Origin of the sequence: Salinivibrio sp. HTSP, assembly GCF_003390965.1 — a bacterium.
Classification (GTDB): domain Bacteria; phylum Pseudomonadota; class Gammaproteobacteria; order Enterobacterales; family Vibrionaceae; genus Salinivibrio; species Salinivibrio kushneri.
The window spans coordinates 42,234-67,052 of the sequence record NZ_PXUD01000032.1 but is presented as its reverse complement, the minus strand read 5'-3'; the positions used below and the strand labels follow the sequence as shown (position 1 = coordinate 67,052).

The 24,819-nt window shown below is 50.3% G+C and carries 20 protein-coding genes; 12 read left to right on the top strand and 8 right to left on the bottom strand.

Going from position 1 to position 24,819, the window contains the following annotated elements:
- Positions 1-266 precede the first annotated feature (266 nt).
- The 3 genes from C7A19_RS07080 to C7A19_RS07070 all read left to right on the top strand — a co-directional run bounded on the left by C7A19_RS07080 (position 267) and on the right by C7A19_RS07070 (position 4,045).
- The gene (locus C7A19_RS07080) at positions 267-2,237 is read left to right on the top strand and encodes a PTS mannitol transporter subunit IICBA (protein ID WP_077486840.1); all 1,971 of its coding nucleotides are present in this window, start codon (positions 267-269) and stop codon (positions 2,235-2,237) included.
- Positions 2,238-2,304: 67 nt separating this feature from the next.
- A complete protein-coding gene (locus tag C7A19_RS07075) occupies positions 2,305-3,453 on the top strand; it encodes a mannitol-1-phosphate 5-dehydrogenase (RefSeq protein WP_116644547.1) in 1,149 nt (382 codons plus the stop codon).
- Positions 3,454-3,514: 61 nt separating this feature from the next.
- Positions 3,515-4,045, top strand: coding sequence for an MltR family transcriptional regulator (locus tag C7A19_RS07070; protein ID WP_046075720.1), 531 nt, complete (start codon positions 3,515-3,517; stop codon positions 4,043-4,045).
- 302 nt (positions 4,046-4,347) lie between these two features.
- On the opposite strand, the gene C7A19_RS07065 is transcribed toward C7A19_RS07070, so the two are convergent.
- The 3 genes from C7A19_RS07065 to C7A19_RS07055 all read right to left on the bottom strand — a co-directional run bounded on the left by C7A19_RS07065 (position 4,348) and on the right by C7A19_RS07055 (position 6,867).
- On the bottom strand, positions 4,348-5,535 hold the full coding sequence (locus C7A19_RS07065) for an acetate kinase (protein WP_116644546.1): 1,188 nt from the start codon (positions 5,533-5,535) through the stop codon (positions 4,348-4,350).
- Positions 5,536-5,681: 146 nt separating this feature from the next.
- The gene (locus C7A19_RS07060) at positions 5,682-6,062 is read right to left on the bottom strand and encodes a hypothetical protein (protein ID WP_116644545.1); all 381 of its coding nucleotides are present in this window, start codon (positions 6,060-6,062) and stop codon (positions 5,682-5,684) included.
- A gap of 322 nt (positions 6,063-6,384) precedes the next feature.
- Positions 6,385-6,867 (bottom strand): TetR/AcrR family transcriptional regulator, encoded by a 483-nt coding sequence (locus C7A19_RS07055; protein ID WP_046075717.1) that lies wholly within the window; start codon positions 6,865-6,867, stop codon positions 6,385-6,387.
- Positions 6,868-7,230: 363 nt separating this feature from the next.
- On the opposite strand from C7A19_RS07055, the gene C7A19_RS07050 reads away from it, so the two are divergent.
- Positions 7,231-8,886 (top strand): AMP-binding protein, encoded by a 1,656-nt coding sequence (locus C7A19_RS07050; RefSeq protein WP_077607450.1) that lies wholly within the window; start codon positions 7,231-7,233, stop codon positions 8,884-8,886.
- A 244-nt stretch (positions 8,887-9,130) separates the two neighbouring features.
- On the top strand, positions 9,131-9,427 hold the full coding sequence (locus tag C7A19_RS07045; protein ID WP_077486834.1) for a DUF406 family protein: 297 nt from the start codon (positions 9,131-9,133) through the stop codon (positions 9,425-9,427).
- 81 nt (positions 9,428-9,508) lie between these two features.
- Here the strand turns inward: C7A19_RS07045 and C7A19_RS07040 are convergent, their stop codons facing one another.
- Positions 9,509-10,123: a DNA-J related domain-containing protein gene (locus tag C7A19_RS07040; protein ID WP_077486833.1), complete on the bottom strand. Its 615-nt coding sequence runs from the start codon at positions 10,121-10,123 to the stop codon at positions 9,509-9,511.
- 397 nt (positions 10,124-10,520) lie between these two features.
- Between C7A19_RS07040 and C7A19_RS07035 the strand changes: the two genes are divergently transcribed.
- Both C7A19_RS07035 and C7A19_RS07030 read left to right on the top strand, forming a co-directional pair.
- Positions 10,521-11,294, top strand: a complete 774-nt coding sequence (locus C7A19_RS07035) for an EAL domain-containing protein (protein ID WP_116644544.1) — start codon at positions 10,521-10,523, stop codon at positions 11,292-11,294.
- A 128-nt stretch (positions 11,295-11,422) separates the two neighbouring features.
- Positions 11,423-12,823, top strand: coding sequence for a multicopper oxidase family protein (locus C7A19_RS07030; protein WP_077658979.1), 1,401 nt, complete (start codon positions 11,423-11,425; stop codon positions 12,821-12,823).
- A 79-nt stretch (positions 12,824-12,902) separates the two neighbouring features.
- On the opposite strand, the gene C7A19_RS07025 is transcribed toward C7A19_RS07030, so the two are convergent.
- Positions 12,903-14,858, bottom strand: a complete 1,956-nt coding sequence (locus C7A19_RS07025) for a methyl-accepting chemotaxis protein (protein ID WP_116644543.1) — start codon at positions 14,856-14,858, stop codon at positions 12,903-12,905.
- Positions 14,859-15,098: 240 nt separating this feature from the next.
- On the opposite strand from C7A19_RS07025, the gene C7A19_RS07020 reads away from it, so the two are divergent.
- Positions 15,099-15,446 carry a carboxymuconolactone decarboxylase family protein gene (locus tag C7A19_RS07020; protein WP_077457262.1) on the top strand — a complete coding sequence of 116 codons (348 nt, stop codon included), beginning with the start codon at positions 15,099-15,101 and terminating at the stop codon, positions 15,444-15,446.
- 72 nt (positions 15,447-15,518) lie between these two features.
- Here the strand turns inward: C7A19_RS07020 and gcvT are convergent, their stop codons facing one another.
- Positions 15,519-16,646 carry a glycine cleavage system aminomethyltransferase GcvT gene (gene gcvT, locus C7A19_RS07015; protein WP_201264070.1) on the bottom strand — a complete coding sequence of 376 codons (1,128 nt, stop codon included), beginning with the start codon at positions 16,644-16,646 and terminating at the stop codon, positions 15,519-15,521.
- Positions 16,647-16,698: 52 nt separating this feature from the next.
- On the bottom strand, positions 16,699-17,301 hold the full coding sequence (locus C7A19_RS07010; protein ID WP_069361010.1) for an XRE family transcriptional regulator: 603 nt from the start codon (positions 17,299-17,301) through the stop codon (positions 16,699-16,701).
- Positions 17,302-17,881: 580 nt separating this feature from the next.
- Between C7A19_RS07010 and C7A19_RS07005 the strand changes: the two genes are divergently transcribed.
- From C7A19_RS07005 to gcvP, 4 genes are all read left to right on the top strand, one after another.
- Positions 17,882-19,282 carry an L-serine ammonia-lyase gene (locus tag C7A19_RS07005; RefSeq protein WP_116644542.1) on the top strand — a complete coding sequence of 467 codons (1,401 nt, stop codon included), beginning with the start codon at positions 17,882-17,884 and terminating at the stop codon, positions 19,280-19,282.
- Positions 19,283-19,308: 26 nt separating this feature from the next.
- The gene (locus C7A19_RS07000; RefSeq protein ID WP_116644541.1) at positions 19,309-20,607 is read left to right on the top strand and encodes a serine hydroxymethyltransferase; all 1,299 of its coding nucleotides are present in this window, start codon (positions 19,309-19,311) and stop codon (positions 20,605-20,607) included.
- A 166-nt stretch (positions 20,608-20,773) separates the two neighbouring features.
- The gene (gene gcvH, locus C7A19_RS06995; RefSeq protein WP_116644540.1) at positions 20,774-21,151 is read left to right on the top strand and encodes a glycine cleavage system protein GcvH; all 378 of its coding nucleotides are present in this window, start codon (positions 20,774-20,776) and stop codon (positions 21,149-21,151) included.
- A gap of 15 nt (positions 21,152-21,166) precedes the next feature.
- Entirely contained in the window at positions 21,167-24,028 is a 2,862-nt protein-coding gene (gene gcvP / locus C7A19_RS06990; RefSeq protein WP_116644539.1) for an aminomethyl-transferring glycine dehydrogenase, read from the top strand.
- 190 nt (positions 24,029-24,218) lie between these two features.
- Here the strand turns inward: gcvP and C7A19_RS06985 are convergent, their stop codons facing one another.
- Entirely contained in the window at positions 24,219-24,653 is a 435-nt protein-coding gene (locus C7A19_RS06985) for a hypothetical protein (RefSeq protein ID WP_116644538.1), read from the bottom strand.
- Positions 24,654-24,819 lie beyond the last annotated feature (166 nt).

Genomic DNA, 24,819 nt, shown 5'->3' with positions numbered 1-24,819 from the left:
ATGCAAAAACGTGATTAATGTCATCATCATTTTTGTTGACAATATTACTTTTTTCTTTTTGTGCTAAATTTACAGGTTATTTTTGTGATATGTGCCGGTATAAAATATAGCTACGACACTAATAATGAGAGGTGAGTCAACAAATCCCCGTTATCAGTTCTGTTGAAAAAATGTGTGGTAAATTGACTGGGTACTTACTAGCCAGACGGTTTTGGCGAACCGTTCTACCACACACGTTCAATGAGAACATCAAACGGGGTATTGTTATGATATCATCTGATACCAAGATCAAGATACAGAATTTTGGTCGCTTCCTCTCGAATATGGTGATGCCCAATATCGGCGCATTCATCGCGTGGGGGATTATTACTGCACTATTCATTCCGACCGGTTGGGTCCCCAATGAGACATTGGCGGCCATGGTCGGTCCCATGATTACCTACCTACTACCACTGCTGATCGGCTACACCGGCGGTAAACTTGTTGGCGGCGAACGCGGTGCAGTTGTCGGTGCGATTACCACCATGGGGGTGATTGTCGGGACTGACATTCCCATGTTTATGGGCGCGATGATGGTTGGTCCATTCGGCGGCTGGGCGATCAAAAAATTCGATGCTTATGTCGATGGCAAAGTGAGAAGCGGGTTTGAGATGTTAGTAAATAACTTCTCCGCCGGCATTATCGGTATGCTTTGCTCGATTATCGCATTCTTCCTTATCGGCCCGTTTGTTAAGCTCTTATCCAGTGGCCTCGCGGCAGGTGTGGAGTTTTTGGTCTCAGCACACCTGTTACCACTGACCTCTATCTTTGTTGAGCCCGCTAAGATTCTTTTCCTCAACAATGCGATCAACCACGGTATTTTCTCACCACTTGGGATCCAGCAAGCCTCAGAGGCTGGCCAGTCTATTTTCTTCCTCATTGAGGCAAACCCAGGTCCTGGTTTAGGCATCTTGCTTGCCTACATGGTGTTTGGAAAAGGCACCGCACGTCAAACCGCGGGCGGTGCATCCATTATTCACTTCTTCGGTGGTATTCACGAAATCTACTTCCCTTACATTCTGATGAATCCACGCCTTATTCTTGCCGCGATTGCGGGTGGTATGACAGGTGTATTCGTTCTCACTGTGTTTGATGCAGGTATTGTGTCGCCCGCCTCTCCTGGCTCTATTTTTGCTGTGCTGTTAATGACGCAAAAAGGCTCGATTGTCGGCGTCTTGGCGTCAATTATTGCCGCAGCCAGCGTGTCATTTGTGGTCGCCGCTTTACTGATGAAAACACAGAAAAGCACAGAGGGTGAAGGTGACGAGGCCTCACTTGATGAGGCAACCGCCAAAATGAAAAACATGAAATCAGGCGCTAAAGCAAGCACCTCCGCCCCCTCTTCTGCGCCTAAAGCCACAGTTAACTTTGCTGACGTAAAGCATATTTTAGTTGCCTGTGATGCTGGCATGGGCTCTAGTGCCATGGGTGCCAGCTTGCTGCGTAAAAAGGTGCAAAATGCAGGCTTAGATATTGGTGTCACGAATATTGCGGTCAATAGCCTGCCTGAGGATGCGCAGATTGTGATCACGCATAAAGATCTGACCGAGCGTGCACGCACTCACGCGCCAACCGCACACCATATTTCACTCAATAACTTTTTAGACGGCGATGTTTACGGCCAGTTGGTTACCCAAATTCTCGCCGCACAGTATCCCGCCGCCAACGATCCACAAGTGCTTCAAGTTCCGACGACGGCGGCAAATGACGACAGTTTTGAGCCAACCCCGGCACCTGCTTTTCAACTTCAGCGTAAAAACATTCATCTTGGCTTAACGGCCACAAACAAGGATGAAGCGATTCGATTTGCCGGTGAGCAACTTGTCAAACTTGGCTACGTAGCGCCTAATTATGTCGACGCGATGTTTGAGCGCGAGGCATTAACCCCCACTTACCTCGGGGAGTCGATCGCCGTTCCTCATGGCACCGTTAAAGCAAAAGACGGTGTCAAGCAAACCGGCATTGTGGTGTGTCAGTATCCATCGGGTGTGCAGTTCACCGACGACAAAGAGGATATCGCTAAGTTGGTGATTGGCATTGCCGCCAAAAACGATGAACATATTCAAGTAATTACCGCCATTACTAATGCGTTAGATGAGCCTGATGCAATAGATATTCTCACCAGTACTGACAGTATTGACGAGATCCTCAATCTATTGAGTGATGACAGCGTCACCTTTATGACGTCATCCCATTAATCAACCCAATAAGCAGGCCACCTCGGTGGCCTCTCATCACCACCGTTTTTAGTTTGAGGTAAATATTATGAAAAATGCTGTTCATTTTGGTGCCGGCAATATCGGCCGCGGCTTTATCGGAAAATTGCTCGCAGATGCCAATGTCGAGGTCACCTTTGCCGATGTCGATGCGCCCCTCATTGACCAACTCAGTCACAAACAAAGCTACAACGTCAAAGTGGTAGGTAACGACTGCCATATCGACACGGTTTCTCATATCACGGCAGTCAATTCGGCAAGTGATGATGTTATCGAAAAAATCGTAAAAACGGATTTAGTGACCACGGCTGTTGGCCCTAATGTGCTTGATATTATTGCCAAGACCATCGCCACCGGCATTGAAAAACGTTTCGCATCCGGCAATGAGGCCCCACTAAACATTATTGCCTGCGAAAACATGATCCGTGGTACGTCGCATCTCAAAGGCGAAGTCTATAAGCACCTTGACCCCGCATTCCATGAGAAAGCAGACGCACTGATTGGTTTCGTCGATTCCGCAGTTGATCGCATTGTGCCGCCGGCGGAAGCGGCGAACGATGATCCCTTAGAGGTCACGGTAGAAAGCTTCAGCGAGTGGATTGTGGATGAACAACAGTTCAAAGGCGACATCCCAGATATTGCAGGGATGGAGAAGACACAAAACCTCATGGCCTTCGTCGAGCGTAAGCTTTTCACCTTAAACACGGGCCATTGCATCACGGCGTATTTGGGTTGCTTGAGCGGCCACCGCACCATTCGTGAAGCCATTACCGATCCGAAAATCCGTGATTTGGTGAAAACAGCGATGCAAGAAAGCGGCGAAGTGCTTATCCAACGCTACGGATTTGACCGCGCCGCTCACCAAGCGTACATCGAGAAAATTTTGGGGCGTTTCTCAAACCCCTATTTGGTTGATGAGGTCGATCGTGTTGGTCGCCAGCCTATCCGAAAACTAAGTCAGAACGATAGGCTTATCAAGCCATTACTGGGTACAATAGAATACGGCACAGATAACCGAGCCCTATTAAAAGGGATTGCCGCAGCATTGAAATACACCAATCACACCGATCCACAAGCTGAAGAGCTTCAAGCTTCATTGGCTGAGGTGGGCGTAAGAAAGACGCTGGCGACATACACCGGCTTGGCAGAGGAAAGCCCTGAAGTTGAGGCAATTAACACCCTGTACCAGCAATTGTAAACCGCGCATTTTACAGGGGGAGTTTAGCTCCCCCGTTATAACAATAAGCAGTATTGAGTCTATGGCAGAAAATTTCGACGAAACAGACATCATTGAACGATTAAACCAAGCGCCAACCGTCCGTGGCTTTTTTGTTGCCGCGGTGGATACGTTTGAGACAGCTATTGATGGCTTAATCAAGCGGGTTTTTCGCAAAGATAACTTTGCGGTGGAATCAGTGGTGGGGCCTTTACTGCACGACACTGGGCCGCTGGGGGATCTTTCTGTGCGATTGAAACTCTTGTTTGGTCTAGGCGTGTTATCAGATGACGCTTATCACGATATTGAACAAATTATTAAACTTAAAAACCAACTGAGTAACGATGCCGACGATTACCAATTTACCGATCCTAAGGTGCTCGATGCCGTCAAAAAGCTGCGCAAAGCGAATACGATGGGCATGCTTTCGCTCGATATTGGCCCGCCGGAAGATGACGTAGATATCGAATTCTATCAGCTGCAACTGCAGCGCCAACAGCAGGTGATCCGCTCAGGATTGTCACTCGCCATCGTGGAAATCTGCAATGAATTAAGCAAAGAAAGCCCTTTTTAATGCGCCAACGTTCACCATCACTAATGAAGCAAATAGCCTGAAAGGGTTAGCCACACGCCTAGCGCGAACGCGCCACCGAGAATCAGGGCTTCCAATAAATAAGCCTTAATCACACTATATAATTTCATACCTAACCAATCTTTTTATCTTTCGGGTATCAAATCAAAAAACGATGCACTTTGTCCATCATTATATACAAAAAGCGCTATATCGGATCATATAAGGCTTGATATAGATTGATTTTTAGGCATAAAAAAAGCGAGCCACGAAGCTCGCTTCATTAACAGAGGAAGAGGCGACAATCAGGCCATTGCCATGGCTTGTTGCGCGATCACCAGCTCTTCGTTGGTTGGGATCACCAATGCTAGCGGTGACGCTTGGGTGGTGATTTGTCCTGCGGCACCAGAACGCGCGGCGGCGTTGGCATCGGCATCCGCTTGATAGCCGAAAATGGCCAGCTCTTTGAGGATCATCTCACGCACTGGCAGTGAGTTCTCGCCAATTCCGCCTGTGAAAACAATCGCATCCAGGCGAGATAAAGGCACCATGTAACTTGCGATGTATTTTGCTACGCGATAAGCGAACATTTCTAGCGCCAATTGTGCACCTTTGTGGCCCTGCTCTGCCGCCTCGACCAAGCCTCGACAATCGTTCGTCAATTCCGAAACACCCAATAAGCCTGCTTTGTCGAGCAGTTCATGATGGATCTCATCGGTACTCAGGCCTTTTTTGGAGAGAAACTCTAAAATGGATGGGTCGATATCGCCACAGCGTGTGCCCATCATCAATCCCGCCAATGGCGTGAAACCCATGCTGGTATCGACACTTTGGCCATCTTTCACCGCACACAAAGAGGCACCGTTGCCAAGGTGTACGGTGATTACGTTGGTTTGCTCAGGTGCTTGGTTAAGCCATTTAGCGGCTTCACGACTCACATAATAATGGCTGGTACCGTGGAAGCCGTAACGACGAATGCCATAATCATTATAGAGCTGACGCGAGATCGCGTAGTGATACGCTTTTTCCGGCATGGTTTGATGGAATGCGGTATCGAAAACCGCAACTTGCGGCAAGCTTGGGAAGGCTTTGCGTGCCGCTTTGATGCCCACTACATGCGCGGGATTATGCAATGGCGCCAAGGCTTTTAGCGCATCAATTTGTGCCAGTACGGCATCGTCTATCAAGGTGGCTTGACTGAAGGTTTCACCGCCGTGTACCACCCGGTGGCCAACGGCCTGCAGTTTGTCACTCAACTGGTTGCTTTCGATAAGGCCCACAATGATGTCCATGGCCTCTTGGTGGTGGTTGCGTCCTGCACTTAAGGTTTTCTCGGTTTTTTCACCGTCGACTTTCCAGCTCATCCGCGCGTCATCGCGCCCAAAGCATTCTCCAGCGCCGGAAATCACAGCATCGCCAGTTTGCGCATCCATCAGCGCGAATTTTAATGACGAGCTACCTGAATTAATAACGAGTACCAGTGCATCACTCATAGGGTTACCTTATTGGCAGAATTAGGGTCACGGCTCACTACCGTCACCCCATTATTAAAATATTTTTGAATAATTCAACTGTCGTTATAGTAATAGCATAATTGCGCAACAATTTACTGCTTAAGATCAAGCTAAGTGCGCACAGACTAGGCAAAAAATAAAACCGATAGATAGCTCACGACAGCGACAGCCAACACTAATGAAAAATAAGTAACCAGGGCACGTCTCCGGCGGATCCAAGTCCCCACGCCCGCGAATATGCTGCGATGTGGACCCGTCATCCCTAGGCTGAGAGCATATTGATGAGCTAGACGTTGGTGGCCTTGCGCATATAACCGCTCAAGCAGCTGGTGGACATGCGCCACTGAGCAGTGACCCAGCACGGCCATACACTCCTCATGAGGCATGACCGTGAGCAATTCAACTTGCTTGTTGAGCTCATATTGCAAAAAGGCATTGCGAGCAGCCACGATTTCTGACGTTGAAAAAGTGGTCGGTTCAGTAAAAGCGTTGTTCATTACCGTCATGGCGAATCTCCCGATTGGCAGCAGGTAACGACCATCAACAACATAGTGCCCAGCAGGGCAGAGTGATGTATAACAGCGAGAGGAGAAAAACAAAGCAGGCGGGGCCAACTATCAACGACAGTCGGTAACAATGAAATGTAGCAATACCAACAGTCGCTATTTTTCTCCGTTAAGACTCGGAGGATGGTCGGTATTGTTCATGGTTATCTCCAAATACATGTGTTGCTTAGAAAGCATGACAACTATACCAAAAAACGCAGGGACTGTCTGTCAACGGAAGGTCATCTCTCACCCCATAGCTCGATCAATAATAGCCATGACATTAGGATTTCGTTTCAGCTCGCTGACGACATAACAACACACTGGCGCCCAACAGTTGCGAAAAAGCGACCGTTAAATCGGTTTGCATTTGTTGTTCGCACTCTTGCTGTAGTGTTTTTAAACATCTGAATGCGGCACCATTATCGGCTTTGCCGCTGATTAACACATAAAAACAAAGCTTTAGCGTTGCTTTAAACTCACCCTCGGCATGCATCGCTTGCATCCAGCTTTTCATAAACGCATTGATGGTACTGCGAGTATCGAGGGGCGTACGCAGGCTCTCCACCAAAAAAGGCTCTAATGCGACCATAAAATCTTGCTTGCGGGGAAAGTGGTGGCTGATCCCGGTGCGCGATACGCCTGTCGCTTCACTGAGCGTGGTATAAGACATTCCTTCATAACCAAGCGCCAACAGCTGCCGCTTCGCCTCTGCCAAGATAGTCTCAATGGTTTGCTGTGTTTGGGCTTTACTGCGTTTTGGCATGCGTAATCTGTTCTCCCCGTCAATCGCCGTCATTGGCGCTGTGATGACACGCGCGCCACTCGGCTCGCGGTCAGGCTAACTCACGAAAAAGTCCCGCCCCTTTTAAAATAGTACAGACTGACTCACTCAGCCTGACACTAACGCTTTACCAAGACGCTGAAGCGGATCAAACTTCCAAAAACCTTATTGAGAAGAATATGAAAAAACTGAAAAATCCGAAGCAAATCACTGCAAATAGTGCCGTCAGTCATAATTTGAACACGTGTTTAAATGATTATCTTGCTTCTCCTCGCCCCTGATCACTAAATTAACATTATTATAACGTTTAAACGTAGTCTTACGTTGCGACAATGAGGAAGTCCAATGTCACATATCAAACCGAACGATCAGATCCTGCGGTGGGCCGATGAACGTCCAAGCCATGTTTTTCTGCGCCAAATTCACGGCCGCCGCTTCCATGACTACACCTTTGCTGATGTGGCCGACCAAGCATTGCGCATGGTTACCGCACTGCGTGATATGGGACTGAAACCCGGCGATAAAGTCGCGCTCATCTCCAAAAACTGCGCTGAATGGTTTATTGCCGACTTAGCGATGATGATGGGCAGTTATATCAGCGTGCCGATATTTCCCACGGCCGGGACAGACACCATTGACCATGTGGTGACCCACAGCGAATCGAAAGCCATGTTTGTAGGCAAGCTTGATGACAGTAAAGCCCTGAGCGCCTCACTGGAAAACATGCCAGGCTTAAAGACCATTGCCTTTCCCTATCCCACAATTAGCTGCCATTACGAGTGGCATGATTTGATCGCCAACCATGAGGCATCAGATGAGCGCCCTGTGCATCAAGACAGTGATGTGATGTCCTTGGTGTACACCTCGGGCACATCTGGCTTACCTAAGGGGGCGATTTTAAGTTATGGCGGCTACTGCTGGTCCGCTCAGCGTTTGATTGACCATATTGGCATTGAGCCTGATGACCGTTTGTTCTCTTATCTCCCACTGGCGCATATTACCGAGCGGGTTTATATCATGGGGTCAGCAATTATGGGCGGGATCCCTACCGCTTTCCCAGAGTCACTCGATACCTTTATCGAAGATGTCAAAATGCATCGCCCCACCTTGTTCATTTCTGTTCCTCGGCTTTGGACGCTGTTCCAGCAACGTATTCAAGAAAAGCTGCCGGACGGCAAACTCAACCTCCTGCTTCGCATTCCGTTGGTCAATAACCTGATCAAAAGCAAAATTGCAAAAAACCTCGGATTGGATCAGGCGCGCGTATTGGGCTGTGGCTCGGCGCCTGTCGCTCCTGCCCTGCTGCAATGGTATGAAAAACTTGGGTTGCACATTACCGAAGCGTGGGGCATGACTGAAAGCTATGCCTACAGCACCCTCAATTATCCGTTTAGAGCAGACAAAATCGGTACTGTAGGCAATGCAGGTCCCGGCGTTGAAATCAAGATTGCTGACGATCAGGAGATCTTAGTCAAAAGTCAGGGGCTTTTTAGCGGCTATTACAAAAACGAAGAAGCCACCGCAGAAACCTTGGTAGATGGCTGGTTGCATACCGGCGATCTCGGTGAACTCGACAACGAGGGATATCTCAGTATTTCGGGTCGCAAAAATGACACCTTTAAAACCGCCAAAGGTAAGTTTGTCGCGCCCGTGCCGATTGAAAAGCGTTTGTTCGAGCTCTCTAATGCCGAGATGCTCTGTGTGATCGGTTCAGGCATGCCTGCGCCTATTCTGCTCGCGTTGCCACACCATTTTCCACATTTTGACCGCGCGCGTTATGAGCGCCGGGTGAAGAAGGTGATTGATACCATCAATGGGGAGCTGGAGTCACACCAGCAAATCAAAGGCGTATTGATGATTAAAGAACCTTGGAGTATTGAAAACGGCAAACTCACGCCGACGCTGAAAATTCGCCGCCACAAGCTGGAGCAAGAGTATCATGATATCGGTACTCACTGGCCAAAAGGCACCTTGGTGCAATGGGAAGAAGACTGGGACTGATCCTTTCACTCATCGCCTGATAACACTCACCCACTATTGCACGTGTTGGCATAAACACGAATAGTGGGTGGTGTCTTTATCAGTATCTGTATTGCTGCCATCACTACAGCGTGCTACAAACACTGCAAAACCTGACCTGCCTCAATGTGCCACAACCCAGACTTTGCTAAAGATCATGTTATCGACTTACAGCAGGCCACCAGCACGTTTTTCACGCCTGCTGCTTTTAACGTAGGGAAATACCATGAAAGAGAACCAAACCGATACCTGTGATGCATGTGGTGTTAGCGCTGAAATAGGTTACATTATTTCTGAGGGCGACGAAGTGGCAGACGTCACCATTCAAGGCGAGAGCAAAGACGCGGTGCAAGCGCGCTTCGAGCAATACCTCGCCCTCGCAGAGAGCATTAATCCTGCCGTTAAGCATGATTTTGATCCGCAACAGTTTGATGGCAATGGCGCGCACATTAAATTGCAGTTTGAATGCAGTGCCGAAAAGCTGATCTTTGAATTGCGCAGTCGTGGGCTGAATAACGCGTAAGTATTACACGAAAACCACAAGCATGTCAGCGGTTAAAGCAACAGGGTGCTTTCTCACACCCTGTTGCTTGCTGACAGCCATTTATAAGCGCAAGCTTTGCCAAGCTTCACACATCTCACGGAAAGTGGTTGCATCTCCTTCGGGCCGATCTGGGTGCCACTTGAGCGCCATTTTGCGCCACTGACGCCGAATTTCATGCTCACTGGCATTCTCATCCAAACCCAACACTTTTAACGCCTTATTGCGCTCCAACATCGCCTCGCCCGACGCCTCATTGCCGATATGACGCTGGTAGTGCTTCCAAAACGAAGACAACAGTTCTTTAACGTCATCTTGGCTGGCGTCATAGTTATTCCAGTCCATGTAGTAATCACGCAACGGATCCTGGTAATCAATTTCTTTGGCCACAAAGCCACTGTTGCCAACCCGCCATTGTAGCTGGATATCCATTGACTCAACCTGCAACCACTGCTGCGGCAACAACATTTCTTGTAGTTGATACAAGGCATTCATGATCAGGAAGTTGCGTTTAAATAAATCAAGGTGGGGGTCAGCATCAAGCTGGGCCATCATGGTGTCTTTTTGCAGCTCACCTAATAGATGGTGCACTTTCCAACTTTGTCGCGTTGATTCTAGAATACTGAGTATTGGCCAAATCAGGGGGTTGTCTATTTCATCCCGTTTTTCAGCAAGCATGACGTTCATCCTCTGTCACTGGCCAGCTACCTTGAACCGGCATCTCGTGGGGTTGGTTGTAAAGCCACCTTATTAAGGTATAAACCAATTCTGGCTATTTTGTAGCAAATATTGGGAAGTCCCTTTTCGCGGCACGCATTTTTAAGCGTGCTTTCCGCCATCATAATGACACTTCCAACGTTGCCGGTTAAATATTAAGCATATCCGGTGCCAACTTATGACGAAAAAGAGACCGTTTTGGCCCATTTAAGCCCAGTCTGATCGGTTTATATAGAATGCTCACGACTAGGCCTGTACCTTAAACCGTGCAAACCCCATAATTTTTGTCATCTCATTCGCATTCTGCCCAGAACTCCATTAATCTCTCTACAAGGACAGACTAAATAACCACTTTTCTATGACAGCATCTTCAACACAATGTGAGGCCTGCAGGGATGCGCAGGCACTCGCATTCGATTTCACCATGGCATTCCAACCCATTATTCGGCTTTCCACGCATTCCATTTATGCTTACGAGGCGCTTGCCCGAGGCAAGGACGGTAGCGGCGCGGGCAGCGTGTTTAAGCATGTTAACGCAGAGAATCAGTATCAATTTGATCAAACCTGTCGGATCAAGGCAGTCAAACTCGCGGCCGAACTATCTATCCCTTGTTATCTCAGCATTAACTTTATGCCCAATGCCGTGTACGAGCCAGAGCGCTGTATCCGCACCACGCTGAAAGCCGCGAATGACTATAATTTCCCACTCGAACGGATTCTGTTTGAGTTCACCGAAGGGGAAGAAATCCTTGATTACAGTCATATTCAGCGCATTATTCGTTATTACCGCTCACAAGGCTTTTTAACTGCAATTGACGATTTCGGTGCCGGTTACTCCGGCCTTACCGCGCTTGCCAGCATTAACACCCATATGATTAAACTGGATATGGCGCTTGTGCGAGATATTGACACTGACGTCACCAAGCAAACCATTGTGCGCCACAGTGTCGCCATGTGCCACGAGCTAAGTCGTCAAATTATTGCCGAAGGTGTTGAAACAGAAGCCGAGCTTCAATGCCTGATTGATTTAGGCGTCGACTTCTTTCAAGGCTATTACATTGCTAAGCCAGGTTTCGAAAGCTTACCGCCTATCAATCAAGTACCTGGGCTCGAAGCCTTCCACTGTCAATAAGCTGACGGCTCAACGAGTCTTGGCACTCGCTGTTTTAACTGCCTCACAAACACAATTGATAATCTTTCTCAGCAACCATTTTTCGAGGTACACTGTTACGCAATGACGGCGTTGAAAAGGTATTAAGAATGAATGGTGAATCACTGAACGCGCGTGGCCTCTCCCGGCGTCAATTTTTACGAACGACCGCAGCGGTGGCAGCCCTTTCCACTTTGCCTGCTTGCTCCTTAGTCTCTGCCTCTCGGCAAAACGGGCAGTGGGAATACCATTTAAGCGCTGAGCCCAGTCAGGCTGAGTTGGTTCCTGAGCATCAGACCGATGTACTGGCCTTCAATGGCGAGACGCCAGCCCCCACTATACGCTGCCGCCAAGGTGAGCCAGTGACCATTCACTTCACCAATAACCTCAATGAACCCACCACCATTCACTGGCATGGGCTACGCATTCCCATTGAAATGGACGGTGTTCCTTTCTTGTCCCAAGCGCCTATTCAGCCCGGTGAAACCTTTACCTATCGTTTTACCCCACCGGATGCCGGCACCTTTTGGTACCACCCGCATATGAACTCAGTGGTGCAGTTGGGTAAAGGGCTGGTCGGTGCGATTGTGGTCGAGGAAGCCACACCGGTTGTGTTTGATGAAGAGCACACACTGACACTCAAACACTGGCATCTTGATCGTCAAGGTAACTGGAAAGATCTCGCTATCCCTCGCTATAGCGCGCGTATGGGCACGCCTGGCGAGTGGGGCACCGTAAATGGTATTCACCATCCCGAATACACACTGCAAGAAAAGGCAACCACACGATTGCGCTTAGCCAACGTGGACAATACACTCACCTATCCCATTCAAGTGCGCGGCGCAGAAGCCTGGATAATCGCTATCGATGGTAACCCGATTGCCACACCACGCCGCTTGGAGACGCACAAGATAGCCCCAGGGATGCGGCTAGATATTGGTCTGATAGCACCCAATGCTGGTGAAACAGTTGAAATAATGCACATGAAAGGTGACTTTCCTTTCTTGCTGGCAAGCTTTACCGCCACACCGTCAACGTTAACAGAGAAGCCCCTACCCACTCTGCCGCTCAATCCCGTTGCAAAACCAGATTTAGAGAATGCTGAAACCCGTCATTTTGTGTTTGAGTGGGCTGGCGCCATCACGCCTGCTGATAAGCAAGGGAAGGGAAAACACGAGTTTTGGTTGATGAATAAACGCGCCTGGGAAGGAATGAGTAAAGGTAATATTCCTGAGCCGATCGCCAAACTGGAACGCGGAAAGACCTATATCTTCGATTTAAAAAATGTCACCCAGTACCATCACCCTATTCACCTGCACGGACACACCTTTACTGTGCTGGAAATGGATGGCAAACCAGTCACACCATTTCACACTGACACCGTGTTGTTGGGTAAAAATGGCCACGCCAAGGCAGCGTTTGTGGCCGATAATCCGGGCCGATGGATGTATCATTGCCATGTTATTGAGCACATGAAAACGGGTCTGATGGGGTTTGTCGAAGTCACCTAACGAACAAATCACACACATGAAAAACGGCGAGCACTTGGCTCGCCGTTTTATGTCGTCACTCGGTTTTCACCCGCTGCGATTAACTGTCCTTTTCCGTTTTAAAACGATTAACTAACTCTGATAGCTCTGAGGCCACCATACGCAGCTCGGCAGCTGTGGCATTGGTTTGCTCTGCCGTTGATGCTGCACTGTTGGCACCTTCTAGCACACTGGTCACATTCTGATTAATATCTTCCGATACTGAGTGCTGCTCCTCGGTGGCCGTGGCAATTTTTGCCGCCATGTCGTGAATTTGCCCTACCAAACTTTGGATGGTGTCAAAGACGCTCAAGGCCTCTTCCGTCGCCTCCGTGGTGGTTTGTGAGTGCTCAACACTGCCTTTCAGCTTCTCGGAAAGCTGATTCGTGCGCTGGGTTAAGGCCTGCAACAGCTCATCAATCTCTTCCGTTGATTTGGTGGTTTTTTGTGACAGCACCCGTACCTCGTCGGCCACCACGGCAAAGCCTCGCCCATGATCACCCGCACGCGCTGACTCAATCGCCGCATTAAGCGCAAGCAAATTGGTTTGTTCGGCAATGCCTCGAATGGTATCTAGCATGGCGGTGATATTATCGTTCTCTTTGGTCAGCTCAGCCATCGCGCTATCCGCTTCGTTTAGCGTGGTGGCCATTTCTTGCACCGCTGCGCGCGTATTATTCATCAAGGTCATGCCACGATCGACCTCCGACTGACACTGCTGGGCAGAATCCGCCGTTTGATTGCAGTTTTGAGAGACTTCGTTGGCGGTGGCCACCATTTGGTGGAAGGCGGTGGCGATTTGTTCTAACCCTGAGCGCTGTTGGTGACTGGCGCCGTCCAGCTGTTCAGCAAATTGAGTGGTTTGATCGGCATGAGACGACAGCGTGGTGGATCTGTCCTTGATACCGACGATCAACTCTTGAATCACATCCACAAACTGATTAAAGGCACCCGCCGTTTTACCCAACTCATCCTGGCTGCGAACCGGTAAACGCTTGGTCAAATCACCATCACCGCTTGCCGCATCACTCAGCCCATCACTGACGGCAATGATAGATGCAGATATACGTTGAATCATAAAGTAACCAAGCACACCAAACACGACAACAAGGATCAGACTGATGGATAAAATAACGGTTTGCAGCCGGGTAACCTGGCCTAGAACTTCTTGCTGCGGCACAACCCCAATCAAACGCCAGCCACTTTCTGGTGCTTTGTATTGGTTGACAAAGTAATCTTCACTACCAAAAGAGACGGCGGTAAGTGACTCGCTAAAATTGCCGCCGCTGTAAACACTGTCGACACTCTGGGCAGGTTCAAAGTTATTGTCTGGGTTGTTCGGGTCAGCAAGCACCGTGCCTGTGTCTTCCACCAGCACAATATACCCCGACTCACCGAGGGTGACGTCACCTAACATATTTGTCAGTGCTTCTAGCGTGACGTCCACACCAATCACACCACTCAGGCCGTCTTGGGCTTGAAATTCCATGACATAATCAAGGAGGGGGGCACCCGTCGTCGCGTCTTGATAGGCAGGCACCCTAACTGGGTCATTTCCGCTTCCCTGGCCCGTCTGGTACCAAGGACGCTGACGAGGATCATAGTTGCCAGACTCCCCTTGCGGCCACTGAATGTACCCACCATCACTTAGCCCAAGGAACACATACGCAAAATCTTCTCGTGACTCGCCCATCGCCTCTAGTAACCCATACGCCCGTGCCTCAGCAGGACTATTTTGCTTGGAGGTCATGGCTTTAGTCGATCCCATGTATTTGGTGACAGAGCTGTCTAAACGTTGAAGGGCGTCGCTGTTACCCAGCATCTTGGCGTTTGCCGCCAACCCTTCTAAGTAAAATTTAAACGCGTTGCCGATGTGCTGCATTTCTTTGTACGAGCTTTGCTCATAGCTTTGCAACGTACTCGTTCGGAACTGATAGAGTGATACAATAGCGACGATAAGTGTGGGCAGGATAACGCCTGTCAGGACGACAACGAGTAAGCGCTTTTTAATACTCATACTGACCTCCGTCAGTGACAGCACATAGGAACATGTTGGTCAAAAGGTTAAGTGTGTTGTTTTAAATTAGAACAACCATTAATGACAATCTAATAAATAACTTATTTTCTCTCTCTTTTACCACGAAACGGTATCGAGATGATTGCTTTTTTAGACAAATGCAGTGGCTAGGCAGACACGGATTGCATGATGGCCAAAAAGCCATTACATTAGACAAGACTAAATTAAAAGGGCAACTTCATGACCAAGAAAAACTATCAGGAAATCAATCAGCAACAACTGGCGCTCAATAAACAATTTAAAGCACACAGCAGTGACACCCTGTCCGCATTCGGACAGCTGCATCGGGCAGCAATGGCTGAAGGTGATCTCGATGTAAAAACCAAAGAGTTGATTGCACTAGGGATTGGTATTGCCGCGCGCTGCGATGGCTGTATTGGTGCCCACGTGGCCGCCGCCCTCAAACATGGCGCGACCAAGCAAGAATGCGTAGAGGCCATTAACGTCGCGATCGTAATGGGTGGCGGCCCGTCATTGATATACGGCTCTCAAGCACTGGAGGCGGTCGAGCAACTGAGTGAAGCGTAGCACTTGAAATAAACAACATAAAAAAGCGCAGTCGCTGCCAACTGCGCTTCTTCATCTATATAAGCTACCGATTTAGCCGCGATAATACCGCTGCGGTACAAAGGGCATTTTTTCGACTGTCATGGGCAGTTTTTTGCCACGTACTTCCGCGTATACCTCGGTGCCGGGGATAATAAACTCAGGTGGGAGGTAACCCATCGCCACGGGCATCCCTTTAGTAGGGCCAAAGGTGCCGCTGGTGACTACGCCAATTTCATTATCGTCTGCATCAAATAGCTTGCTGCCTTCACGCACAGGGGCTTTGCTTTGGCCCACCAGCCCAATGCGCTTGCGGCTCACCGCTTTGGTCGCAATTTGTTCAAGGATTTTCGCCTCACCGGGGAAGCCACCCGCACGCTCACCATCCGCACGACGCACTTTACTAATGGCCCAAATCAAGGTTGCTTCAACCGGCGTCGTGGTGGTATCCAGATCGTGCCCATACAGGCAAAGGCCGCACTCAAGGCGTAGTGAGTCACGCGCGCCGAGCCCAATCCATTCCACCTCATCGTGGGCTAACAGGGCTTTGGCGAGTGACTCTGCATGTTCGGCCGGTACAGACACTTCAAACCCATCTTCGCCGGTGTAACCTGAACGACTCACCACGCAGTGAATGCCATCAATCTCAACAGGCTGAATGTCCATGAACACCATGTCATTCACCTTCGGGTTGAATGTCGCCAGCACTTGCGCCGCCTTCGGGCCTTGAAGCGCCAGTAAGGCGCGATCTTCAACCACCTCGACAGAGACATCCCCTTTCAAGTTGTCGCGCAGGTGCTGAATGTCTTGTGCTTTGCAGGCCGCGTTGACTACCAGAAAGAGGTGATCGCCGAGGTTGGCAATCATTAAGTCATCCAAAATGCCGCCCTGCTCATTGGTGAATACGGCATAGCGTTGTTTACCTTGAGGGAGATCCAACACATCAACTGGGACGAGCGCTTCCAATGCTTTGGCCGCGTCCGTGCCATGAAGACGAATTTGCCCCATATGGGAAACATCAAACAACCCTGCATGCTCACGGCAATGAAGGTGCTCTTTGCGCACACCCAGCGGATACTGAACTGGCATGTCATAGCCAGCGAACGGAACCATTTTTGCGCCCATATCAAGGTGCAGGCGGTGTAACGGGGTCGTGAGTAACTCTGCCATTATTCTCTCCATATTGTGCCCGCAGGCATCTTGCCCACGTTAAGCAATGCGTTTATGTGGTTAGTTAAGACGCTGTTACCCATAAGATCAGTGCATCGTCATCACTGACGGAAGCTAGCATGTGCCCCATGGTGGCGTCGTAATATACGCTGTCACCCTCATTGAGAGTGATCGCTTCATAAAACTCAGAAAAAAATTGGATGCTGCCTTCCAGCACCAATAAAAACTCTTCCCCGTCGTGTCGAATCCAGTCGCTATAATCCTCAAACGCACGTGCCCTGACCCGCGACTTAAACGGCATCATCTTTTTGTTGCTTAGCTGTGTTGCCAATAACTCATGTTCGTAGGTACCCGTAGGGTGTGCTTTTCCTTGACCCGCTAGCGTCACATCTCGCCGACCTGTTGCTTGCCGCTTTTTTGGTGGGGCAAACAGTTGCGGAATATCGATATCCAAGCCGTGCGCGAGTTTCTGCATCGCTTGGAAAGTCGGGGATATCTGTTCATTTTCAATTTTGGATAAGGTTGAACGCGCCAAGCCAGTGCGCTGGCTTGCCTCCTCAAGCGTCAGCCCAAGCCCGACCCTGACGGCTTTTAAACGCGGGCCCAGCCGCAATGGTGCAATGGGTTCGCGCGCGTCACCCTCGCGTTGCGATCGCTCAACCTGCATCGACGGGTACACATCCTGTGTTGATTGGTCTGTTGTCACCTGCTTTCGCCTCTATCGGTTGTCCCGCTGTATTTGCCGCTTTAACACTTTTAACAAAAAAGTTTCCTATCGGAAAATACCGATATCATAAACGTGACCTAGCCAGCGAATTGATCAAGGACGCCAACCTGTCACTCTCACCCGGCACCTTGAGTCCATCATGCTCTTCCTCGTAAAAACAAGGTATTACAGAGATATTAATTAACCATTCACTTAATAAAAAGCGAGTATATTCCCCGGCGTTACTGGCATTGATTTGCAATTTACCCTCGCTTAGGATAAAAAGGCAAACGTTTGCGCCGTTGTTAGATAGTATCAACAGGAGGAGGTTTTGTCTCCAGGATCACAACATAGGTTTCTTATTGGAAATTTATTTTGCGGAAAAGTGAACGCTTAGGTACGTTAACAAAATGTTTAAATCAACAGTAAGCGCAATCATCGCCAATCTGTTGAATGCTACGTGAAGCAATGTCGGCATCGTCGATGTCAGGACAACAATAATCAAGACAACAACGTACCTTACTGATTGAGGAGACAGGCCATGAGTCACAGCATGTTTGACCTGTTTAAGATAGGCGTCGGGCCATCTAGCTCACACACCGTTGGTCCGATGGTGGCCTGCGCACGCTTTAGCCACTATGCGGCGCAAACACTGTCCATGACCGAGATCGATAGCGTCAGAGTCGACCTGTATGGCTCGCTGGCGTTAACCGGCAAAGGCCATGCGACTGACGTGGCGTGTGTCATGGGCCTAATGGGCGAAATGCCTGCCACCATCGAGTCAGATGAAATCGATACCATGACCAAAATGGTCAAAAATGGTAGCGAGCTTCCTTTTACAGGGCGCCACTATATTCGATTTAACTGGGAGGTAGATATTGCCTTTCACTATGACAAGGTGCTGCCCGAGCACCCCAACGGCATGACGGTAAGCGCCTTTAACAAAGCAGGAGAGTGCCTTGCTCACAAAACCTATTTCTCGGTAGGCGGTGGTTTTGTGGTGGAAGAAGGCGAAACCGATGCCCTGGCGACCGATTTCACTCCACCGTATCCATTTGAGAGTGCAGCGGAATTACTTGAGCAATGTACAAAGACGAATATGACCATCAGCGAGCTGATGTTTACGAACGAGGTCGCACGCGCCCAATACCACGATAGTCACGCCACACGTGACACGGTTAACCAGGGACTGGATCATATCTGGCAAGTGATGCGTGAGTGCATCGACAGAGGCATTAAACAAGGTGGCGTACTGCCAGGCGGTTTAAACATTAAGCGACGTGCCAAAGGCATGTACGACGCCATTCACGATAAACAAGCCCATGGGTTACCGACAGATACCAATGATTGGGTCAACCTGTTTGCCATGGCGGTCAATGAAGAGAATGCCGCCGGTGGCCGCGTGGTCACCGCCCCGACCAATGGCGCCGCGGGTGTGATCCCTGCCGTGCTTGCTTATTACGATAAGTTTGTCTCGCCCAATAACCCAGATGGCATCCGTACCTTTATGGCCACCTCCGCGGCTATCGGCTCTTTGTACAAGACCAATGCCTCTATTTCGGCAGCAGAAGTCGGTTGTCAGGGAGAAATTGGCGTGGCGTGCTCGATGGCAGCGGCAGGATTAGCCGCCGCTATGGGCGCAAGCAACCAACAAATTGAAAATGCGGCAGAAATCGGCATGGAGCATAACCTCGGCCTTACGTGTGACCCGATTGATGGCCTGGTGCAAGTCCCTTGCATAGAACGCAACACCATGGGCGCCGTAAAAGCGATTAACGCGACCCGATTAGCCATGGGTGGCGACGGCGAGCATCACGTCTCGCTTGATAGCGTAATTAAAACCATGCATGAGACCGGGCTCGACATGATGAGTAAATACAAAGAAACCTCACAAGGTGGCCTCGCCACCAATGTGATCCCGATTAACGTCGTGGCCTGTTAGCCACCATCGCCAATAAGGAAAGCGCAATGAAACCGAGCTACCCAAATGTAGAATTGGAGCAGTTTTTCTCCACCAACTTATCGGAGTCCGATGGTGCCGTGATGTCGGCCGTGCAGGCCGAGCACAAACGTCAACAACAGCAGATTGAGCTGATCGCCTCAGAAAACATCGTCTCGCAAGCCGTGATGCAAGCGCAAGGCACCTGCCTAACCAATAAGTACGCCGAGGGCTATCCGGGCCGTCGCTATTACGGCGGCTGCGAGCACGTCGATGAAGTCGAAGCCATCGCCCAGGCCCGCGCCAAACAGCTGTTTAGCTGCGAGTATGTCAATGTTCAGCCGCACTCTGGCGCACAAGCCAACGGCGCGGTGATGCTGGCGCTGCTGCAACCTGGCGACACCATTTTAGGTATGTCTCTCGATGCCGGGGGGCACCTCACCCACGGGGCGCGCCCAGCACTATCGGGTAAGTGGTTTAATGCCGTGCAGTACGGCGTGAGTAAAGATAGCCTAGAGATTGATTATGATGAAGTCGCGGTGCTGGCTCGTGAGCATCAACCTAAGATGATCATCGCTGGTGGCAGCGCGATCCCGCGTCCGATTGATTTTGCCCGTTTCCGCGCGATTGCCGATGAAGTTGGCGCGTACCTGATGGTTGATATGGCGCATATCGCTGGCTTGGTTGCTACTGGCGCCCATCCCTCGCCACTACCTCATGCGCATGTGGTCACCACCACTACCCATAAAACCCTGCGTGGCCCGCGCGGTGGCATGATCCTGACCAATCACGAAGACATCAACAAAAAGATCAATTCGGCGGTGTTCCCCGGCCTGCAAGGCGGTCCGTTGATGCACGTGATTGCGGCTAAAGCCGTCGCATTTGGTGAGGCGCTAGAGCCTGAGTTTAAATTGTATATTGATCAAGTCGTTGCTAACGCCAAAGTCTTGGCCGAAGTACTACAAACACGTGGCTGTGACATTGTCACCGGCGGCACCGATACTCATCTGATGTTGGTTGATTTGCGCCCGAAAGGTCTTAAAGGCAATCAAGCGGAGCAGGCGCTCGAGCGCGCTGGGATCACCTGTAACAAGAACGGCATCCCCTTTGATACCGAAAAACCCATGATCACCTCCGGCATTCGCCTCGGCACCCCCGCGGGCACCAGCCGCGGTTTTGGTACCCAGGAGTTCCACCAAGTTGGTCAATGGATTGGGGACGTGCTCGATGCCTTAGTCGAGGCACCAGAAGGCAACGCCGAGGTTGAGGCACGCGTGCGTAAAGAAGTACAGCAGCTGTGTGCCCGTTTCCCGCTTTATCGCCAATAAATAGCGACCCGACGCCATAAACAGTCTTGCAACGACTTAGCCAATACCATTGACACGCACGTAATCAAGACACAGGAGGCGGTATCTTCATCCACAAACCGCCTCATTTTACATTGTAAATCGCTCAACGATTGAGCAGCTCGTATTTAAAGCAGGAGAGTAACAAATGGACGCGACACTGAAGTATTCCGAAAGCCATGAGTGGGTCAAAGACAATGGCGATGGCACTGTCACTATGGGGATCACCGATCATGCCCAAGGCCTACTTGGCGATGTCGTGTTTGTCGATCTACCTGAGGTGGGTGACAGTACTGAAAAAGGTGAAGGCTTTTCATTGGTGGAGTCGGTAAAAGCCGCATCAGATATTTATGCGCCGGTTGATGGTGAAGTGGTCGCCATTAATGAAGATCTAGAAGATAGTCCAGAACTGGTCAACGAAGAACCTTTTGAGGGCGGCTGGATTGCCAAGATTAAGCTGGCAGACGACACCAACTTGGATCATCTGATGGACGCGGACGCCTATACCGCCACAATCGACGACTAATTCAGGACGAATACCATGACGCAGACTCGTTTACTCGATAGCCTGGTGGCCGATAATGATTTTATCGCGCGCCATAATGGCCCAAATACCCAACAGCAAGATGCCATGCTGGCGGCGATCAATGCCACCAGCCTTGAGCATGTGATTGAAGAAACCGTTCCTGCGGATATCCGTTTGCCAAAGCCGCTTAATCTGGGCGCGCCGAAAAGCGAAACCCAGATGCTGGCGGAACTGAGCGACATTGCCGCGCAAAATACCATTAAGCGCAGCCTGATCGGCCAAGGTTACTATCACACACATACTCCACCGCCTATTTTACGCAATGTGTTGGAAAACCCGGGCTGGTATACCGCTTACACGCCTTATCAGCCCGAGATCTCGCAAGGCCGACTCGAATCCTTGCTGAACTTCCAGCAAATGGTGATGGACTTAACGGGGATGGATTTAGCCAACGCGTCGCTGCTCGACGAAGCCACCGCGGCTGCGGAAGCCATGACCCTGTGTAAGCGTGGCGGCAAGCACAAAGGCAACGCCTTTTTTGTTGCCAGCGACGTGCATCCACAAACCTTGGATGTGATTAAAACGCGCGCCAACTTCTTAGGCTTTGACATCATTGTTGATGACACGGACAAGCTGGATCAGCACGATGTATTTGGCGCCCTACTCCAATATCCCGGCACCACGGGTGAAGTGCGCGATCTCAGTGCGCTTATCGCGGAAGCGCAAAGCAAGAAGACGCTGGTCGCGGTTGCTACCGATCTGCTTTCACTCACTTTGCTTAAAGCGCCGGGTGAAATGGGCGCGGATGTGGTGATTGGCTCCGCACAACGCTTTGGTGTGCCTATGGGTTACGGTGGCCCACACGCGGCCTTTATGGCGACACGTGACAAGCTCAAGCGCACCATGCCAGGCCGCGTGATTGGCGTATCGGTCGATAGCAAAGGCAACCAAGCCTTGCGCATGGCGATGCAAACGCGCGAGCAACATATCCGTCGTGAAAAAGCGACTTCCAATATTTGTACCGCCCAAGCCTTGCTGGCCAACATGGCCGCTTTTTACGCGGTCTACCACGGTCCCGACGGTTTGAAGAAGATTGCCCGCCGTGTGCATCATCTGACCGCGCTGTTCGCCAAATCGGTACAAGCGGCCGGGTTGAGCCTCGCGCACGACAGCTTCTTCGATACCGTGACGTTTAACACGGGCGAGCAAACCGATGCCTTGTACCAACAAGCGCAAGATGCTGGTTTTAACTTGCGTAAACTGGATGGCCAACTTGCCGCGAGCTTTGATGAAGCGAGCACGCTGGCAGAAGTCAATCAATTGCTTACCGCACTCACCGGTCAAGGCAATGCAGAAGCCGTGGCGAGCGACATTGAAGCTGATGAATTGGCCGCGATCCCTGTCGTATGCCGCCGCAGTAGCGCGTACCTAACGCACCCTGTCTTTAACCGCTATCACAGTGAAACCAAGCTGATGCGGTATATGAAGGCGCTGGAAAACAAAGACTTTTCCCTCACCCACGGCATGATCCCGCTAGGTAGCTGTACCATGAAGCTAAACGCCGCGGCCGAGATGATCCCTGTCACTTGGCCAGAGTTTGGCGCCCTGCACCCGTTTGTGCCATTGGAGCAAGCCAAAGGCTATCAAACACTGGGCAAATCACTGCGTGACATGCTGTGTGAAATCACCGGCTACGACGAGATCTCTATGCAGCCGAACTCAGGCGCGCAAGGAGAGTATGCGGGCTTAATCGCGATTCAGCGCTACCATGAAAGCCGAGGCGACAGTCACCGCAACGTGTGCTTGATCCCAAGCTCCGCGCACGGCACCAACCCTGCCTCCGCGGCGATGGTCTCAATGAAAGTGGTGGTAGTTGGCTGTGATGACGATGGCAACATCGACATTGACGATCTGAAAGCCAAGATCGACAAACACCGCGATGCGCTCTCGTGCATTATGATCACCTACCCATCGACACATGGTGTGTACGAAGAAACCGTGCAGCAAGTGTGCGAGCTGGTGCACGAGGCAGGCGGCCAAGTTTACTTGGATGGCGCCAATATGAATGCGCAAGTGGGGCTGACCACGCCGGGTTACATTGGCTCAGACGTCTCGCATCTCAACCTGCACAAAACCTTCTGTATTCCACACGGTGGTGGCGGCCCAGGTATGGGGCCGATTGGCGTGAAATCGCACCTTGCGCCTTTCCTTCCCGGCCATGTCGAGCAAGGCGACGAATTTGCCGTCTCGGCTGCACCAATGGGTAGCGCCTCGATTTTGCCTATTTCATGGGCGTACATCGCCATGATGGGTGAACAAGGCCTGACGCGCGCGACCGAGTTAGCGATTCTCAGTGCCAACTATGTGATGGAGCGTTTGCGTCCCTACTACCCCGTGCTTTATCGCGGCAAAAACGGACGCATTGCGCACGAATGTATTATCGACATTCGTCCGCTCAAAGAGGCATCCGGTATCAGCGAAGAAGACATCGCCAAACGCTTGATGGATTATGGCTTCCACGCGCCGACCATGTCGTTCCCCGTCGCGGGCACCCTGATGGTTGAGCCGACCGAAAGTGAAAGCCAAGAAGAATTGGATCGCTTTTGTGATGCCATGATTGCCATCCGCGAGGAAATTGCCAAGGTGCAAGACGGTGAGTGGACGCTGGAAGACAACCCATTGGTCAATGCGCCCCATACCCAAGCAGATCTGATGGCTGACGATTGGTCTCACACCTATTCACGTGAGCTAGCTTGCTTCCCATCTGCACATAACAAGGCAAGTAAATACTGGCCATCGGTCAACCGTGTCGATAACGTCTACGGTGACCGCAACCTGATTTGCTCTTGCCCTAGCATTGAAAACTATATGGATTAGTAATCCGTTCCGCTCACGGAAAGAGTGATGTTAAAGGCGAGCCGCTCGGCTCGCCTTTTTATTTTAGAGACGCGAAGCAAAGCTTACACTAGACCACATGGGACAGGAACGGGTGCGCATAACATTGACCTTGCGTTGATGAGTCAATCTCGGTCAGGTGCCGTGTCGCGCGATACAAGAAGGATCAAGACTAGAAGTTAAACACTCGTACGTCTTCGTTGCGCATAATCCGGCTGATCTGTGGTGGCTTAGCCACTGAAATCCCGGATCGCAAGGCTGCTTTTCCTTTGTCGCTGTTAGGTAAAAATAATGCGCACACACTCACATTAGCGCCGCCTTGTTTCAGCTTCATCATTAGTTGTTCTGGGGTAACGTTTTTAGGCTTTAATGGCGCGTTTTCAGTATCTTTAAACGCTAATTCACCGGCTTTCCCACACAGCAACACATCAACATGCGTCCCTTGGGCCTGCATCGTATTCGCTAATACCATAGCCATTCCTTGTGTTTGCAATTCGCCACTGTTAACCATTACCAACGCTTGTTCCACCGAATCCGTCGATGCTTGAGCGGACCCCGTGAGCAAACCTAGTCCAAATAGGCTGCCGATTATTCGTTTCTTGTTCATGATGCACTCCTTTTTATAACTCATTAAAACATTAGCACATCCTAATAATTGGCATCGTTTGAATCCAACATTGTGTTAACCCACTAGAAAAAGCGTGATGCTGAATGCAATCAATTTACATACAACCAATAAATCGGTCATCTAAGTGGAGGTTGACTTCGTACCG

Excerpts from the sequence above, each read along its gene's own strand:
- C7A19_RS07080 (WP_077486840.1), top strand. The coding sequence starts at position 267 with ATGATATCATCTGATACCAAGATCAAGATACAGAATTTTGGTCGCTTC.
- C7A19_RS07075 (WP_116644547.1), top strand. The coding sequence starts at position 2,305 with ATGAAAAATGCTGTTCATTTTGGTGCCGGCAATATCGGCCGCGGCTTT.
- C7A19_RS07070 (WP_046075720.1), top strand. The coding sequence starts at position 3,515 with ATGGCAGAAAATTTCGACGAAACAGACATCATTGAACGATTAAACCAA.
- C7A19_RS07065 (WP_116644546.1), bottom strand. The coding sequence starts at position 5,535 with ATGAGTGATGCACTGGTACTCGTTATTAATTCAGGTAGCTCGTCATTA.
- C7A19_RS07060 (WP_116644545.1), bottom strand. The coding sequence starts at position 6,062 with ATGACGGTAATGAACAACGCTTTTACTGAACCGACCACTTTTTCAACG.
- C7A19_RS07055 (WP_046075717.1), bottom strand. The coding sequence starts at position 6,867 with ATGCCAAAACGCAGTAAAGCCCAAACACAGCAAACCATTGAGACTATC.
- C7A19_RS07050 (WP_077607450.1), top strand. The coding sequence starts at position 7,231 with ATGTCACATATCAAACCGAACGATCAGATCCTGCGGTGGGCCGATGAA.
- C7A19_RS07045 (WP_077486834.1), top strand. The coding sequence starts at position 9,131 with ATGAAAGAGAACCAAACCGATACCTGTGATGCATGTGGTGTTAGCGCT.
- C7A19_RS07040 (WP_077486833.1), bottom strand. The coding sequence starts at position 10,123 with ATGCTTGCTGAAAAACGGGATGAAATAGACAACCCCCTGATTTGGCCA.
- C7A19_RS07035 (WP_116644544.1), top strand. The coding sequence starts at position 10,521 with ATGACAGCATCTTCAACACAATGTGAGGCCTGCAGGGATGCGCAGGCA.
- C7A19_RS07030 (WP_077658979.1), top strand. The coding sequence starts at position 11,423 with ATGAATGGTGAATCACTGAACGCGCGTGGCCTCTCCCGGCGTCAATTT.
- C7A19_RS07025 (WP_116644543.1), bottom strand. The coding sequence starts at position 14,858 with ATGAGTATTAAAAAGCGCTTACTCGTTGTCGTCCTGACAGGCGTTATC.
- C7A19_RS07020 (WP_077457262.1), top strand. The coding sequence starts at position 15,099 with ATGACCAAGAAAAACTATCAGGAAATCAATCAGCAACAACTGGCGCTC.
- gcvT (WP_201264070.1), bottom strand. The coding sequence starts at position 16,646 with ATGGAGAGAATAATGGCAGAGTTACTCACGACCCCGTTACACCGCCTG.
- C7A19_RS07010 (WP_069361010.1), bottom strand. The coding sequence starts at position 17,301 with ATGCAGGTTGAGCGATCGCAACGCGAGGGTGACGCGCGCGAACCCATT.
- C7A19_RS07005 (WP_116644542.1), top strand. The coding sequence starts at position 17,882 with ATGAGTCACAGCATGTTTGACCTGTTTAAGATAGGCGTCGGGCCATCT.
- C7A19_RS07000 (WP_116644541.1), top strand. The coding sequence starts at position 19,309 with ATGAAACCGAGCTACCCAAATGTAGAATTGGAGCAGTTTTTCTCCACC.
- gcvH (WP_116644540.1), top strand. The coding sequence starts at position 20,774 with ATGGACGCGACACTGAAGTATTCCGAAAGCCATGAGTGGGTCAAAGAC.
- gcvP (WP_116644539.1), top strand. The coding sequence starts at position 21,167 with ATGACGCAGACTCGTTTACTCGATAGCCTGGTGGCCGATAATGATTTT.
- C7A19_RS06985 (WP_116644538.1), bottom strand. The coding sequence starts at position 24,653 with ATGAACAAGAAACGAATAATCGGCAGCCTATTTGGACTAGGTTTGCTC.